The organism is Shewanella sp. Scap07 (assembly GCF_013394145.1).
GTDB classification, from domain to species: domain Bacteria; phylum Pseudomonadota; class Gammaproteobacteria; order Enterobacterales; family Shewanellaceae; genus Shewanella; species Shewanella waksmanii.
This window is the reverse complement of the sequence record NZ_CP041329.1, coordinates 637,323-654,983: the sequence shown is the minus strand read 5'-3', so window position 1 is coordinate 654,983 and position 17,661 is coordinate 637,323. Positions and strand designations below refer to the sequence as shown.

4 protein-coding genes are annotated in these 17,661 nt (G+C 47.2%); all 4 read left to right on the top strand.

From position 1 onward, the window contains the following. Nucleotides 1-34 precede the first annotated feature (34 nt). From FLM48_RS02865 to FLM48_RS02850, 4 genes are read left to right on the top strand one after another with little or no spacing between them, the layout of a single operon-like run. A complete protein-coding gene (locus FLM48_RS02865; protein ID WP_179023325.1) occupies nt 35-1,687 on the top strand; it encodes an ABC transporter transmembrane domain-containing protein in 1,653 nt (550 codons plus the stop codon). Next, complete coding sequence (locus tag FLM48_RS02860; RefSeq protein WP_179023323.1) at nt 1,684-3,786, top strand: peptidase domain-containing ABC transporter; 2,103 nt, start codon at nt 1,684-1,686, stop codon at nt 3,784-3,786. Before FLM48_RS02865 ends, FLM48_RS02860 begins: the two co-directional genes overlap by 4 nt. After that, complete coding sequence (locus tag FLM48_RS02855; protein ID WP_179023321.1) at nt 3,779-5,104, top strand: HlyD family type I secretion periplasmic adaptor subunit; 1,326 nt, start codon at nt 3,779-3,781, stop codon at nt 5,102-5,104. Before FLM48_RS02860 ends, FLM48_RS02855 begins: the two co-directional genes overlap by 8 nt. Before the next feature lie 12 nt (nt 5,105-5,116). Then, nucleotides 5,117-17,548, top strand: coding sequence for a VCBS domain-containing protein (locus FLM48_RS02850; protein WP_179023319.1), 12,432 nt, complete (start codon nt 5,117-5,119; stop codon nt 17,546-17,548). The last annotated feature ends 113 nt before the right edge of the window (nt 17,549-17,661 follow it).

Below are 17,661 nucleotides of genomic sequence, written 5' to 3'. Positions count from 1 at the left end.
TCACGCCACTGACCCCATAACAAGGAAGTAAGCGATGACAGAGAACTTTAGTCTGCTAGCAAAAAACCGCGCTTGGGTTGAGCTGCTGTTTTCCTCCACATTTATCAATTTACTGTCATTGGCACTGCCATTTACGATGCTGCAGATATACGACCGTATTCTGCCTAATCAAGGTTATGGTACCGCAAGCGTGCTGGCATCTGCGGTAGCGGTCGCAATTATACTGGAGCTACTACTGCGGTATGCCCGCAGTTGGATGCTCGCATCCAGCGCCGCTAACTTTGAGCTACAGAGCACGACCCAAACCGTCAGTGCCCTACTCAATTCTGATTATCGTAAGATTGAGTCTTTAGGCTCTGGCGTGGTATCCAATGGCCTCAACAGCATTGCCACCATGCGAGAAATCTATTCAGGGCAAGCGTTGGTCGCCTTGATGGACTTTCCCTTTGTACTGATATTTTTAGCGCTTGTTGCCTACATTGGTGGCCCCTTAGTGTTCATTCCTATTGCAGTATGGGGGGTTATCGGCGCACTAGTGTATGTGATTGGCAAACAGCTAAATCAAGCGACTCAGGCTTTAGCGTTAACTGAAGGTGAGCGCTCACGTTTGTTAATTCAGGTGCTGTCGGGACTCACCACTGCCAAAGCGCTAGCAATGGAGACCAAACTGTGTGGAATGTATAACGATATAAACTATCAACGCTTGGCAGAACAGCACCGAGTCGACTGGCTGTCATCTAAGCTACAAGAGTTGATTCAAGGTGCTTCGCAAGGAACTACCTTACTGATTGTATTAATTGGTTGTTTAGCAGTGTTAGATGGCGAGCTGACTACAGGTGGACTGGCGGCCTGCTCCATATTGGCCGGTCGTGCCATAGCACCGCTTAGCGCCATTATCAGCCTGCGCTCACGTTTAGCTGTAGCCAAAACCGCAATGTCTCAGGTAGCAGAATTAAGCGAGCTGCCACCAGAATTATTTACCGGCACCAAGCAATATCAACAAAAATTGCCCCTAGGCCCAATCCGCTTTGAAGCTGTCAGTATTGAGCAAACCGCTGCCAAGTTAAATGAGGTCAATATTGAAATTGCCTCAGGCAGTCTGGTGACGGTGACCTCTAATCCATTAACCCAAGCCAGCTTATTGTTAAGTTGTATTGGTGCTTTTCATCGCGTAAGCCAAGGTGAAATTACCATAGCGGGTATTGAGCAAAGCCAGCATAAGCGCAATGAGTATCGACAGTCTGTTGCTTATGTCGCACCTTGGCCAATCTTATTGAGCGGTAGCTTAATGGAAAATATGACCTTATTTTCTGCCGATAAAGAAGCCGAAGCAATGGTGGTTGCCGAAGCGCTGGGACTAACGGATACCATCGCTCAACTACCTGCAGGTTACCAAACTTTAGTCGGTAGCAGTGACAATCAGTCACTCAACAAAGGCGCCATTAAGTTGATTGCACTGGTGAGAGCACTGGTGCAGTCGCCGTCTATTTTGCTGCTTGATGAGCCCATGGTTTCTCTCGATGCTGACTCGCAGCAGCGTCTTATTAACGTGCTGCAGGCACAACGTGGGCAGATGACCATTATCTGCGCCAGTTATTTTGACAGTATCAAGGCTATCAGCGATATGCATATCCACCTTGATGCCGAAGGTCATAACCATAATACGGCCAAGGAGGTATCAGTATGAATAGCGCCAACGCTACCTCAGCAACCTCAACACCAAACGAGCTAAAACTTGCCGCAATAAGCTTGTTTCAACAATTGGGACTGTACGCCCAAGCCACTCACCTTCTAAATGATGCTAAATCACAGGAGTTTGACACCTTAGCGTTAAACCAACTTCTTAAACATCATCAATTACGTTTTAGAGTACTGAACTTTGCTCCACACGTTATGGCCCAAACGAGTCACCCCGCGATACTGGTGCCAAAGGATGCCACAGCCAGTGTTATTAGAAGACGAGGTGAGCAGCTAGAGCAACTTGATGGCAATGATCAGTGGCAAGCCGTCACTTCTGCTATGAGCGGCCATGTCATAGTGATAGATGGCCTCCCTTCTGATAAACAAACCAGTAAAGCCTTTGCCAGCGAACTGAGTAAAAAGAGTAAATGGTATCGACCGGTGTTTTGGCTCAGTTTGCTCTCTAGTATTACTGGGCTAGCCGTGCCGTTGTTTACCATGGCGGTTTATGACCGCGTTATTGGGGGACAAAGCCCGAGTGTACTCCCCACTATCGCACTGGGTGCGGTATTGGCTGTGGTTATTTTAGTCTCTAGTCGACTATTACGCGCCAATGTATTAGCCAGCACGAGCAATCGCTTTGCGCGAGATTTATCTAATATGACCTTTGGGCGCTTACTCAATATGCCGTTAATGGTGTTGTCACGGGTAGGGCTGTCGAATCATATTGCGCGTATGCGTAATGCTGAAAAGGTTCGTACCTTGCTTGCAGGTCCAGGCGGCGCCGGATTGGTCGACCTGCCCTTTACCTTGATAGCTTTAGTTACCATTGCGCTGCTCAGCGGTTGGTTAGTGGTTGTACCCTTGGTGATGTTAGTGCTGTTTTATTGGGTAATGAAACTGCTCAATAAGTACACCCAATCGGCGTCTCCCACCATAAGTTCAGACTACCAGCAATCACTCAATGAACTCGCCAAGAACTTACTCCAAGTGAAAACCAGTGGTAATAGTGATGGTTGGTTTACTGAGTTTTCTCGCCAATGTCGAGAACATTGCCGGCAGAATTTCATTTATGCCAAACGTAACGGCCTCAATGCTGCTATGGCCCATGCTATGAGTTTGTTTACCGCACTTATTACCGTATTTACTGGGATATTTTTAGTATTAAATCAGAGCATTAGCCCAGGAGCACTCATTGCCTGCGTCATGTTAATTTGGCGTATCACAGGTCCAGCACAATTAGCATTTTCATCGAGTCAAAAAATCACCATGATGCGCGGCGCGGCGGAGCAGTTTGATCGCTTCATGTTAGCGGGTACCGAGCATAATGAGCTGCGACTGGATACTCCTAAGACAGATCAAGCCCCAAAGGTGAGCTTTCAGCATGTGACTTTACGATACAGTGCCGAAACAGAACCTGCTTTATCTGGCATAACCTTAGATATCGAACCCGGTGAAAATGTGGCTATTATCGGCCCGAATGCCTGCGGCAAGACCTCCTTATTGCTGGCAGCAATGGGGGTTGTAGAAGCCCAAGCGGGGTTCATCACGATTAATGGCAAAAATCTCAGGCAATACGACCCACAAGCCTTCAGACAATGGGCGGCTTACTGTCCGGCACAAGCTGATTTATTGCCCGGTACCCTGGCAGACAATATTCGTATCGCGAAACCTAATGCCACTGATGAAGAGTTGATCAACGCACTAGATGCCGCCGGTGGCAAAGCGTTATTTGAAGCACTTGGACAAGACATTCATTGCGAGCTGTTTAAAGATGGCCATAGCCTGCTATCACCCGTTGAAGGCGGATATATTAGTTTAGCCAGAGCACTGCTAAAACAGTCGCAATTGCTGATACTCGATGAACCGATTGCCAACCAAAACCCCTACGCCAAAGCGCAGCTGTTGCAAACCTTTGCCAAGCTAAAGGGCAATACAACAGTGCTGTTTACCAGCCACGACTCCCAGTTAATTCAACAAGCTGACAAAGTGGTCATTTTAGATAAAGGCACAGTGGTTTACGCCGGGCCAGTACCTGATACAAACACACCGAATTCGGCCAACAACAGCCACGCGACTCAGCAGGAGACTCACAACCATGGATAATCGTCAACTCGCCAATCGCACTTGGCCGGCCCATGAATTTGCTGAAGCAATTGAAGCGCCATCAGAAAGAAAGCTGATTAAGCGCATCATCATGCTAATTGCCGGCTCAGTGCTTATTATGTTGCTATGGTCGATATTCACTCATGTTGAAGAGATCTCGAAATCTAAGGGCCAAGTTGTGCCATTAGGCCATAGGCAGGTGATCCAAAGCCTTAGTGGCGGCACCATCGCTTCTGTGGTCGTAGAAGAGGGAGATGTCGTTAAAAAAGGCGATGTGCTCGCAAGTTTTGTTGCCATCGATAGTCAATCGGCTGAAGAGGAGCTGGAAAGTAAACGCGCCAATTTATTACTACGCATAGAGCGTTATGATGCTTTCATTGGCCAGCGTGATGCTGACTTTTCACCGTTTAGCGACAACTACCCGCAACTAGTCAAATTGCATACGGCTTCACTGTTACGTATGAATCAAGAGCGCGAAGCCATGCAACAATTATCAGCCTCTGAGGTTGCCAAGTCTCAAGCAGAACTTGATGGTTTGAAAACCGAAATCCCTCCACTTCGCGACCAAATTGATACCGCTGAACAGACCTTGAAAATGATGCTTTCAGTCACTGCAGAACAAGCCGTATCTAAGCTACGAATTTTAGAGTCACAACAAAAATTGGATGCCTACACTCGCGAGTTAAAAAGCATGCAAAGCAAGCAGCAAGTGTTGGCAAAGAACCTAGTAAACCTAGAGCAGCAACTTAAACAGAAACAGGCCACTCAGCTCAAAGAAGTGGAAGAAAAGCGCACCGAAACACAAGCACAACTGCTGGGAATTATTGCCCAGTTAAAGTCTTCTGGCTCATTAGTATCGCAAAACACCGTTACCGCCCCCGTTGACGGCATCATTCAGTCGATTCCCTCATCATCAACGGGCAGTGTCATTCAACCCGGCGGGACAGTCGCAGTTATTGTTCCTATGACTAAAACAGGGCTAATGGAAGTCAAGTTATCGCCCAGAGATATTGGTTTTGTGCGTGAAGGCCAAGCAGCAAGAATTAAAATAGATGCGTTTGATTATAGCCGCTACGGCGCATTGGACGGCGTAGTAAAACGTATCTCACCCAGTACCGACACCGATGAGAAAGGTGGTGTGTTTTATAAGGTACAAATTAGCATCGACAAGCCTTATTTTGGGCCACAACCCGGCCAATTTGATTTAATTCCTGGCATGACTGGCGAAGCTGACATTGTCACTGGTGACAAAACCGTATTTCAATACCTTTGGAAGCCAGTATTTACCAACGTAACAGAAGCTTTTGGTGAGCGATAGGAGTCTAGTACTATGTCCCAAGATGATAATCGTCCACAAAATGAGCGCGCTAACACTAAGCATGACGATGATGCTAAGCAGCAAAAAAAACGCGAGCAAGTTGCCAAAAGTAAAGCCAGCAAACATGACCGCGATGTGGCAAACCTTAAAGCCAAAGAGTTCCGCGATAGCCGTACAACTCAGATAGGTAATAAGGATTTAGTTGCCGATAAGTCATGGCAAACTCAAGTGACTAGCACAACAGAAAAACCAACTGATGCCGAACCTTTATCATCAGAAATTACGCAGTCGGATACTAACACGGCTAAGCAAACAACGGATGCTGACCAAGTTGTCCATGAGCCAGCATCAACAGCAAGTAACCACGCTAACCAAGCTAACGAAAGCGCCAAAATTACAGTTGCCGCCAGCCCTTTGGTGGTCGAACATGGCAGTAGCGAAACCACAGGTATTGAGTCACAGCAAGTCAGTATCTCTCGCGGACAAGCACCTGAACTATCATCGATTAGCCTCACACTAGCACCCAGCCCACAGACGCCTGCTAGCTTTACCGTTTCAATGACACCAGATCTGACAGAGCCTATGGTTGGCGCACCGTTAACCACAACTGACCATACTGGCACTGGCACTGGCACTGGCACTGGCACTGGCACTGGCACTGGCACTGGCACTGGCACTGGCACTGGCACTGGCACTGGCACTGGCAGCCATGAGAAGCCACTTGTTGTTGATAGTCAACAACAAACTCAACAAATTAAAGAAGATAGCTCAACAGATACCGTTCAAGGCACCCTAGTAGCCCACGGTGAGGGTAGCCAAACCGTAACCTGGTCAACCACACAAATACAGGGGCAATATGGCTATTTGCAACTAGATAGCACCACCGGCCGATGGCAATATCATCTCGATAACACCTTAGCCAGCACTGACGCATTAAGCGAAGGCGAACACCATACCGAGCAATTTGTCATTACCGCTACAGACAATCAAGGCAATCACATCGATAGCCTAATAGCCGTAACGGTGGAAGGCAGCAATGACCTACCGACGATCTCCGGCAGCCATCATGCCTCAATCAGTGAACAAGGCAGCGTAGATACCGTCACGGGGCAATTGCTAGCAACCGATGTCGATCACAATGATACTGCAAGCTGGTCACTCGCTAACACTCAAGGGCAATTTGGGCAACTCACTATCAACCCACAAACTGGCGAATGGCAATATCATCTAGACAATCAGTCAGCCCATACTCAGGCGCTTAAACAGGGCGATAATGCGCGAGAACAGTTCATCGTCAATGTCACTGATAGCTCAGGGCAAAAGGTTAGCCAACAGGTCACTATCGATATTCACGGGCACAATCAGGTCGCTCAAATTCAAGGGGTCAACAGTGCCAGTATCACTGAAGATCTGCACTTAGATAGCCGTGGCATGTTACATACCCAAGGGCAGTTATCAATCGTCGATCCTGACTCTGGTGAAAACCAATTTACCGCGAGTAGTCTGCAAGGACAATTTGGCCAGCTCAGTATCGATACCAATGGCCATTGGAGCTACACCGCAGATAATTTCCAGACGGCAATTCAAGAGCTAAAAACAGGCGAGTTACTGACTGATACCCTACTCGTTCGTAGTGTGGATGGTACCGAGCAACAGGTTACCATCACAATTAATGGTACTGATGATAAAGCGGTGATTGCTGGCACCAGTACTGCTACGCTCACCGAAGATAAAGACGTGCATAGTGGTCAACTGCGTGTTGATGGCGCACTTAATGTCACCGATGCTGACAACGGCCAAGCTCAGTTCCAAGTCAGCTCACTGCAAGGTCAATTTGGCTATTTATCAATAGATAACAGAGGTAATTGGACTTATACCGCCAACAACTCAAACCCGCAAATTCAGGGGCTCAAAACTGGCGAGTCACTCACCGATACCCTAATCGTTCACTCAATTGATGGCACTGAGCAACAAGTGACTATCAAAATCAATGGCACAGACGATAAGGCTGTCATTACCGGCAGCGCAACAGCCACAGTAACCGAGGACAAAGATGTTCAGCAAGGTCTACTACAAACCCAAGGCCAGCTAACCGCTACAGATACAGACTCGGGGCAAGGGTATTTCTTGGCTCAAACGAGTACAACCCAATATGGCCAATTTCAAATCGATGTCAATGGTCATTGGCATTATCATGCCGACAATAGCCAATTAGCCATTCAATCTCTCGCCCAAGGGCAAAAGCTCACTGATTCCGTCATTATAAAAACGGCTGACGGTACAGAACAAACCTTATCGGTAGATATCCTGGGCAGCAACGATAACGCTGTAATCAGTGGCAATCATAGCGCTACCATTACCGATGCAGCCAATGCGCCTAATATCTTACTCGCTAACGGGCAATTAACTGTTACCGACACAGACGTTGGAGAAAATCACTTCCAAGCTCAAGTGATAGCTGGCAGTCATGGTAGTTTCTTAACCATTGATGCAGCCGGTGCTTGGACATACAGTGTCGATAGATACAACACCGATATAGTCAGTTTAAAAGCAGGCGAAAAGCTCAATGAGAGCTTCACTGTAACCAGTGTCGATGGGACTTCTCAAGTTATCACGGCGACCGTATTAGGCAGTAATTCTCCAGCAATTATTACCGGCCAAAACGTGGCGCTGCTCAAAGAAGATACGGCGCAATTATCGGCTAATGGGCAGCTTAATATATTCGACCCAGATAAAGGTGACATGCAGTTCACAGCTGAAACTCTGCAGGGAAAATATGGTCAACTGCTGGTCAATGATAAAGGAGAATGGCACTACCAACTCAACAACAGCTCGCAAGCGGTTCAGTCATTACAAGAAAACCAGCTCGGATTGGAAACCTTTTTTGTAAAATCTACTGACGGCACTCCTCATGGTATACAAATTCAAGTCCTTGGCAGTAATGACAGAGCCGATATTCAAGGTGTTGATACCGGGACAGTGACCGAAGATAAACTCACTTCAGGATTATTAACGACCTCAGGGCAACTGACGATTACCGATGTAGACGCCGGGCAGAACATTTTCCCGTCAGGGACTCAAGATGGCCTATTTGGGCAGCTCGTCATCAGTAATGATGGTCATTGGCAATATCTCGCAAATAATCAACAAAATGCCATTCAACAACTCCCAAAAGGTGCCACCCTTCAAGAAACATTTATTGTTCACTCAATTGATGGGACCGAGCATAAAATTCAGGTTAATGTCGCCGGGGAAAACGATATTGCCACAATTAGTGGTGATAAAACGGGTTCAGTGTCGGAAGATTTACACGTTAATCATGGCTACCTGCAAACCGATGGGCAATTAACGGCTTTAGATGTAGACATCGGGGAGTCGCAATTTATTGCCGCCTCTTACACTGGCACTTATGGCACAGTAAGCATAAATACTTCAGGCCATTGGCAATACACAGCTGACAACGCACAATCTGCTATTCAAGAGTTAAAAGCCGGTGAATCACTAACAGAAAACATTTTGGTTAAATCAGCTGACGGAACCGAGTCCCGTCTTAGCATTACTATTAACGGCACAGACGATAAGGCAACCGTCACAGATGCTCAAACAGACAGTAATTTACGCGGCGTTACTGAAGATCGCGGCTATATAGATACCCATTACGATCTGCACTATGACGGTCAATTAAACATTCAAGATCCCGACAAAGGCGATAACAGTTTTGACCCTAATATAGGTCCGCAAACTTTCCAAGGGATTGGTTACGATACTAAACTCGGTGGGCATATCTTACTCATGCAAGATGGCCACTACACCTATACGTTGGACAATCGCCACATTCAAGACCTTGCCGCCGGCGAAACAAAAACAGATTCGGCGATTATCCGCACCGCTGACGGCACTGAGCATACCATCGAACTTAGTGTACACGGCACCAATGATACCCCCACAGTGAGTGCACAATCACACTCTGTCACTGAGGGTGGCGCCATCCTAAATGGGCAGATGATAGGCCATGATATTGATACTGGTGCACAACTGCGTTATTCAGCACCACAGGTAGATGGACTCACATTAAACCCCGACGGCAGCTACAGCTTTGACCCTAGCCATGCAAGTTATCAATCACTAGCCTCTGGGGTAACAAAAACACTTACGATTCCTGTCACCGTCACTGATGAACATAATGCCAGCGCCACACAAAACCTTTCTATTAGCGTAACCGGCACCAATAATGCCGCCGTCATTGGTGGAGTTGATACTGGCGATGTCAGCGAGGGAACTGCTGGACAAGATATGTCGCCAGATTATGCTCAGCCAGGCATGGCTAAGTTAGGTCAAGCAGCACTAACAGCTGATGGCAAGTTAGATATTGTTGACCCCGATACAGGAGAGTCTCAGTTTGATCCTAAAGGCGGTGCCTGGAATAACTCTTACCATGGACAATATGGACACTTACTATTAAATCCAGATGGAACGTGGCATTACGATGTTACCGTAGGGAGTGTTGACTGGGTCGGAAATAGTAAGACAACAATCGGCACTGCCATTGATAAATTAGGTGAGCATCAAACGTTAACGGATACCATTACTGTATACGCTAAAGATGGTACATCTCACGACATTATTATTACCATTCATGGTGATAATGACCGCCCATATTGCTCTTCAGAAGTGCTGCTAGCTAGTGGCAAAGAAGATCTAGCGCAGACCATCTCTGCCGTTGATCTGTTAGCAAACACCATAGACGTGGATGCCAATGATGCAGGCAAACTCACCATTGCCAATCTGCATGCTGATCATGGCTCTATTCTCACTAACCAAGATGGCACCTTTACCTTTACCCCAGACAAAGACTACAACGGTCAAGTCCATTTCAGTTATGACGTGAAAGATGCCCACGGTGGCATCACCCACACCGGAGCGACAACAACGCTTAGCGCGGTGAGAGACAGTGCTGTCATCACAGAGGTCAGTAGTGGCAGTATTACTGAAGATGGGGCCCACAGTAGTAATGTTAATGGCACCGTCACCGAGATTGCTAATGGTACCCTCAATGTCGTTGATCCCGATAGCGGTGAAAATGCATTTAGATATAGTCAATTTGGCGAAACAAAAATTCATGACCCGTTTGGTGGTCAGCTACGCATTGACAGTGCTGGTAGCTGGGCCTATAGCGTTGATAACGCCAACCTGCAGCATCTAGCACAAGGTCAAACTGAAATCGTAGTATATCGTGTGCATAGTAAAGACGGTACGCCTTACGATCTGCATATTAATGTTACCGGAACCAATGATGCACCAACGATCAATCAGGTACATTTAACCAACGGTACTGAAGATGTCAGTTACCAGATGCAAGCAAGTCAGTTTGGCTTTACTGATATTGATACTGGCGACACCTTACAGGCTATTACCTTAACTAACTTGCCAAGCTTAGCAGCAGGTAAATTTGTACTTGATGGACGTGATGTGTCTGTAAATCAGATTATCGATGCCGGAGATATCAGTAAGCTGCAGTTTGTTCCAGCGAAAGACTTTAATGGTGATGTTCATTTCAGTTATACCGTGAATGATGGCCATGCCGATTCCGCTCCCGCTCAGGCATCCATCAATATCGCAGCAGTGAATGACCCATTAACTGACAGTGGTGCCCGCAATTTAGGCACAACGGATGAAGACCATTCGATTCATATTACACAGGCGCAGCTACTTCAACATTTGTCGGATCCTGACGGTTCACTGCAGATTGTTGGTACCCCAACTTCATCCCACGGAACCTTTAGTGGCGACGCAATTCACGGCTACACGTTTACGCCTACTGCCAACTTTCATGGCGACAATGTCGATATTATTTACCAAGTTACCGATGGCACCAGCCAGAGCACTGCTCTGGCAAGTATTGATATTACCTCAGTGACCGATCCTGCTACGGTAAGTCTACATATTTCTGCAGAACAACAAGTCATGAGCTTTGGTTCTGGTGATAAAACAGCTTATGCCAAAGTAGATGGTATCGATGCCGGTGGCCCCATGCATGCAATGTCAGCCGAAATCACCTTCGTGCTCGACAATGGCCATCCGCCAAGCAATGCAGCGGTGCTATTGAACTACTCTGTACCCGGTGGCCATGATCAACAAAATACTATTACTTTTTGGAATGCCAGTAATCTGCAGTTTGCCTTTATGGGGCCGACAGTAGACACGGGAGTGAACTTACTTGATGGCAATACACATCGCTTAACGATGACATGGGATTCAGGTAGTGGTCATTTAGTGGTTTTTGATAACGGCCACATAATAAAACAACAAACGGTTAATCAAGGCGGTACATTCCCTAACGGCGGTACTTTTATCGCTGGCACACGAGACAATTCCGCGGGGGCTGATAATCCAACAGATTATACCGCTAGCCTTTCAGCAGGAGGCCGAGTGTTTTCCGCAACCATGGTCGATCATGCCGTGACGCCTGCATCTGTTGCTTTAGGTACCATAGCCCATGAGCCTAGTGGCGTTCTAACCAATATTATGGCCGATGGTAAAGGTAACTTTATTGATACCACGGGCCATCATACTGTAACAAGTGGCCCAGGTGCTCATACCGTAGTTGTGCCTGTTGATAGTAACGCAGGCACTATCCCTAGAGGTGCGTTATTGCATCTACACCCTAACGCAGCTGTCAATGCCCCTGACGATGTTGTCACTAAACTCGAAATTAGCGGCTTAATTAAAGGCACACTCTTATCGGATGGTCACGGGCATCAGCACACAATAGCCAGCCTCAATGATAAGGTGGATATCCATGGCTGGAATACCGCATCGTTAACTGCGCAGTTGCCCCATGATGCCGCAACAAACATGAACGTAGCCCTTACTGCAACAACCCAAGCTCCTGATGGAAAAGAAGCGATTTCAATTGAACATGAAGGATTACAACTTGATCCTAACAAGCCCATTCCAGATGCAACAATCACTGGTGATTCAACCGGTAATACCGATGAAGATCACTCAGTAAGCGGACAGCTTACGGTCATCGACAATGACGCGAGCCAAGCACACTTTGCAGCCAACGATATTAGTGGCACCTATGGACACTTAGCTATTAATTCAGCTGGCCAGTGGATCTTTACTCCAAATGCCACCGCTAATGCGTTAACCAAAAATGATCAGGTACACGAAACCTATACCGTTTCTAGTATTGATGGCACCCAACACCAAATCACCATCAACATTGATGGCCGTGACGATAACCCAATCGTTACTGAACTCGCAGCACCTAAAACCGTTATTGAAGACGGCGGACACGACCACGTTCGCACTTCAGGCATGCTAAGTATCAGCGATCCAGATACTGGCGACACCCATAGCATTACCGAACAAACCGATGTGTTGGGTACATATGGACACTTTACAATTGCAGCCAATGGCGGCTGGCATTACGAACTTGATAATGCTTTAGCTGCTACTCAAGCCTTAACCGAAGGGCAACACGTTACCGAAACATTTAATGTAGTCGTTACCGATAATGAAGGTGGTCAAACAACTCACACCATGCACTTTGACGTACAAGGTAGCAATGAAGCACCAACGATTGCGACACAAGTCATCCATGCTATTGAAGATGTTAGTTATCACTTTACTGATGTTGACTTTGGTTTTACTGACAGCGATGGCGGCAGTTTAAGCAGTATCACCATTACGGAATTACCCGCTGCCAGTTTAGGTGTGCTGCATCTAAATGGTGCTGCCGTAACGGTTAACCAAGTCATTAGCCAAACGGATATTGCTAACCTGATATTTACCCCTGAACAAGACGTTAACGGTAGAGTTAACTTTAAGTACTCAGTTAATGATGGCCATGACAACTCATCGGTAGCAACGGCTGAAATTGATATTGCAGCAAGAAATGATGCACCGACCTCAGTTCATCTAAGTGTTAGGGATATTGAAGACCATAGCCATACTTTCAGTAAAAATGAATTCAGTTTTGCTGATGTTGATACGGGCGATACATTGCAGCACATTACCATCACTCACCTGCCCAACCCTGCACACGGTAGTTTATTATTAGATGGTCGAGCAGTGGTTGCTGGCCAGCAAATTGATGCTGATAACATTGATAAATTGGTCTTTACGCCAGTAACAGATTTTAATGGCGAGTCTGCGTTTAAGTACTCAGTAAGCGATGGCAGCCTAGACTCGAAAGAGTACACTGGCGCAATCCACATTTCAGCAGATAACGATGCGCCAACTTTCTTAGCAGGTGGGCAATTTGCATCACTGCCCATCTCGGCGGCTTACGAATTTTCGGGTAATCAAGGCACCGATCTATCAGGCCGAAATAATCATGCCGTGCTAAGTGGCACCATCACTGCCACCACAGGTGCTGATGGCACGCCAGATTCAGCAGTGCAATTTCATGGTGATAGCGGTGCCAAAATCGAAGTCCCGGATTTACAATATGGCCAAGGTATTACGGTATCCGCCAGGGTAAAATTTGACTCAATAGCTGACAGTTATTCCAGAGTGTTTGATTTTGGTAATGGCCAAGCCAAAGACAACATTTTGCTCACCCATAGTGGCACCACCGATACACTACAGCTCGAATTCATCGACGCTGCGGGTCAAAAGCATGACCTAATGGTGCCTCATGGGGTCACCCCGGGCCAATGGATGAAACTGACCGCGACCATTAGTCATGATGGTCATATGGCACTGTATAATAATGGCCAGCTATTAGGGGAAACCGATAGCGGCGCAGAGCTTCCCGCTACCGCTAGAAGTCAAAATTTCATTGGCAAGAGCCACTGGTCACAAGATGGTAACCTGCATGGTGCTTTTGATAATTTTGCGGTGTTTGATCAGGTCATTTCTCCTGCACAAATTAAAGCACTTGCTGCAGCAAGTAACTTGAATGATCTGCTACATAAGTACGATCAAATAGACCACGACCAATTTCACGCAACAGTTAACGTCAATCAAAGCTTTACCATCAATCAAGATGATATTTTAAACCAAGCCACTGATATTGATGGTGATACCTTATCGGTATCCCACGTATCCATTGCTGGGAATCACGGCACGATTCACGATAATGGTGATGGCACCTGGACCGTTACCCCTCAATCCAACTATCGCGGTGAATTGAAAATCGAAGTCGACGTGACCGATGGGCAAGAAACACTACCTGCGCACCTAACAGTTCAAGTGGGGAATGCCAGCATCACCGGTGATAGCAAGCTAACTACCGACGAAACCCATGCCGTTTCGGGTCAACTTACGGTGACCGACCCCGATACCAACCAAGATCACTTCATCGCTCAAGTGCTGCCTAGCAGCCACGGGGAATTCAGTATCGATACCAGTGGTCATTGGCAATATACGCCTAACAAAGCCGCACAAGCGCTGTCACAGGGCCAAAGTGCCACCGATATCGTTACAGTTAAGACTGCCGATGGCACCCAACATCAAATCAGTGTCGACCTCACTGGTAGCGACACCGCGCCAACCACCGTCACCACCGATTTAGGCAAGGTTGAATCTGGCCACACCCACGATTTTCAAGCAACTGATTTACTTGCTAATGTTACCGATGTCGATACCAGCACCGCGGGATTATCGATTGTGGCAGGTTCAATGATCTCACCCCATGGAACGGTAGTAACCAATCCTGACGGCAGCTATAGCTTTACTGCAAATCCAGGCTTTGTTGGTAACGATTTAGCCATTAGTTTCAAAGTCAGCGATGGTCATAACACGATTGATGCCAACGCCATAATTGATGTCACGCCGCCTCTGGCAATTACCCGGTTAGAATATGATACCGGTGTCAGTGATAGTGACTTTGTTACCAGTGATGGCCACATTATCTTATATGGTACTGGCGAGCCCGGTAGCACTATCATGGGCAGTGGGGTTCTCAGTGGCCCTAAAGCAATTGTCGATGCAAATGGTCATTGGAAATTGGATGTTAGCGCAACAGATCGCGCCGACGGTACCTATACCATGACCGTATTTGAAGCCAAAGCCGACGGCAGTTATGCCCAAGTCCATCATAAAATCACCATAGATACAGCTAAACCCACTCTATCTATCGACCCGATTTCGGACGACGATTGGGTCAACCACCATGACCACCAGCAGGATTTAACCATTACAGGCACCACGACCCATGTGGCAGATGGCAATTCGGTTGATGTGATTGTGGCAGGCACACACTATAACGCCACCGTAAGCAACGATCATTGGCAACTGATCATTCCTGCCAACCAAGTTGCTAATATTGGTGACAACGCCTATCAAGTTCATGCAGAGGTGGTCGCGACAGCAACTGGCGATAGCGCTCATGACCAGCGACAACTGGTGGTTTCAGCCGATCTCAGTACGCTGATAAAAACTCAAGCCGTCGAGGAGGACAGTAAGACGACTGCGGCGGGAACGTTATTTGCTGTTGGCGACAGTGAAACCGTGACCACTACCGGGGTGCTACAGGGCAACTATGGCACGTTACACATGAACGCCGATGGTAGCTATCACTACACATTGGACAACCAAACTGCCGCGATTCAGCAAATGGGGCAAACCGATAGCCACGCAGATAACTTTTTCATCAGTTACACCAATAACCATGGCGACACCAAGCATGCCGTGGTCAATATTGGTATTCATGGCACCAACGACGCGCCGCTACTAACAGGCACTTTTGAGATATCCCGTTCAATTACCACGGGCTCAATGACCAACACTCACTCTTACGGCTATATCAATATTGATGACATTGATAACGCTGACAACCTCAACGTCGAGTACATAGATAGTCAAGGTGGTCACCATCAATTGGATTTCACGCCAGGCAACCGCAATAAAATTGATGTGCAGGGCATTGGTCACTTTAATATTGATGCTGACGGTCGCTGGGATTTTACCTTTAGTCACAGTGGTCCAGAACGAGACAAACTCAATCAGGAGGTGGCTGCAGGTAAAATTCATACCGAAACCGTCACCATCAAAGTGACCGATAGCAGCGGTGAGAGCCGGGAAGAACATCTGACCGTGCATATTGGTGACGGTAAAACCGGTCCGCAAATTTTCGGCGCTTCGGAGTCTGTAGTCACTGAAGATAAAGTCACACGCTCGCACGGTTTACTCGATTTATTAGTGAGTGATGTCAAAGTCGCCAGCGGTGTCACATGGGCATTGCAAGCCGGAACACGTCCGCAATATGGTGACCTAACCTTAAATAGCGATGGCAGTTGGCAATATCAGGCCCACAACGATTCGGCTCGTGTGCAGGCCTTGGCTCAGGGTGAGCGACTTGAAGAAACAGTCATGGTGACAGCAACCGACTCCCTTGGCCACAGTGTTGATCAAGCCATGAAGTTAGTGATCATTGGCACCAATGACATGCCCGTTATTGGCCACGCGCTTTCGGGTACTGTAGTTGAAGATCATCTGCTGACACTGAACAAAGCTGATTTACTGGCTAACGTAAAAGACGTCGATAGTCTTGATAGTTACTCAATTAGTCAATTACAGCTTGAAGGTGGCGGCAGCATCAAACCCCAGGGCGATCACTGGATAATTAACCCTGGAGTTAACTTTAGTGGTGAATTAAGACTGACTTACAAAGTTTCAGATGGCCACGCATCAGTCGATAATAGTATGGCTGTCCATGTGTCACCTGATGCTGACACGCCCACCATGATATTCACTAAACATGTCGGAGACTTATCGGCACCATTGGATAGTTTTGCAATTCAAGGTAATCAAAATACCGAGCTTGCACTAAACATCAATGTGGCCAGCCCAGATAGCAGTGAAACGCTTACTGTAGAGATAAGTGGCCTTCCCTCAGGTGCGAGCTTATCTGCCGGCACAGAACATAATGGCGTATGGACCCTACAACAAAGTGAGTTGACCAACCTGAAACTGGTACCTGAAACAGATTTTAGTGGTCATTTTGATATTCAAGTTGTTGCCACAGCCCACGATGGCAGCTCAACGGCAACCAGCAGTCAGGCGCTTGGTGTCGATGTGCTTCCGACTATCGCGGCTGTTGCACAAGCTTCTGCAGCTGACGAGCCTGCCGAGCAAAGCCAAACCAACGTTGTTATTGATGAGGTAAGCGCCGCCATTGAGCCTAGCTCACCTGTCGATCATTACTTCCAAATGCTCGGAATCACCCCGACAGAGGATACGCTTACACCCGCTAATTCACCAACAGAACCGATAACCGAGTTGACCCATTTAGTCCAATCGGGTGCAGATGCGGATATGCTAGATGTGACTCAATCAGATGGATTTGAAAACCCGTTGGATGACGACCACCATCATCAAGCGAGTGATCATCTAATGGACAATGATCCACAAATGGATCAGCCAGATCACTACGCCAACGATGATGACTTGCTGCATCAAGCGCTCAATGACATGCACAATCAAATCTAGTCGTAACGGCTTGCCGATGGCTAACCTGCTATTGGCAGCACCTCACTGACTTACCTAATATTGATAATCGCTTATTAGCGATTATCAATATTAGTCGCCTTGTCCCACCCCAA

Excerpts from the sequence above, each read along its gene's own strand:
- FLM48_RS02855 (WP_179023321.1), top strand. The coding sequence starts at position 3,779 with ATGGATAATCGTCAACTCGCCAATCGCACTTGGCCGGCCCATGAATTT.
- FLM48_RS02860 (WP_179023323.1), top strand. The coding sequence starts at position 1,684 with ATGAATAGCGCCAACGCTACCTCAGCAACCTCAACACCAAACGAGCTA.
- FLM48_RS02865 (WP_179023325.1), top strand. The coding sequence starts at position 35 with ATGACAGAGAACTTTAGTCTGCTAGCAAAAAACCGCGCTTGGGTTGAG.
- FLM48_RS02850 (WP_179023319.1), top strand. The coding sequence starts at position 5,117 with ATGTCCCAAGATGATAATCGTCCACAAAATGAGCGCGCTAACACTAAG.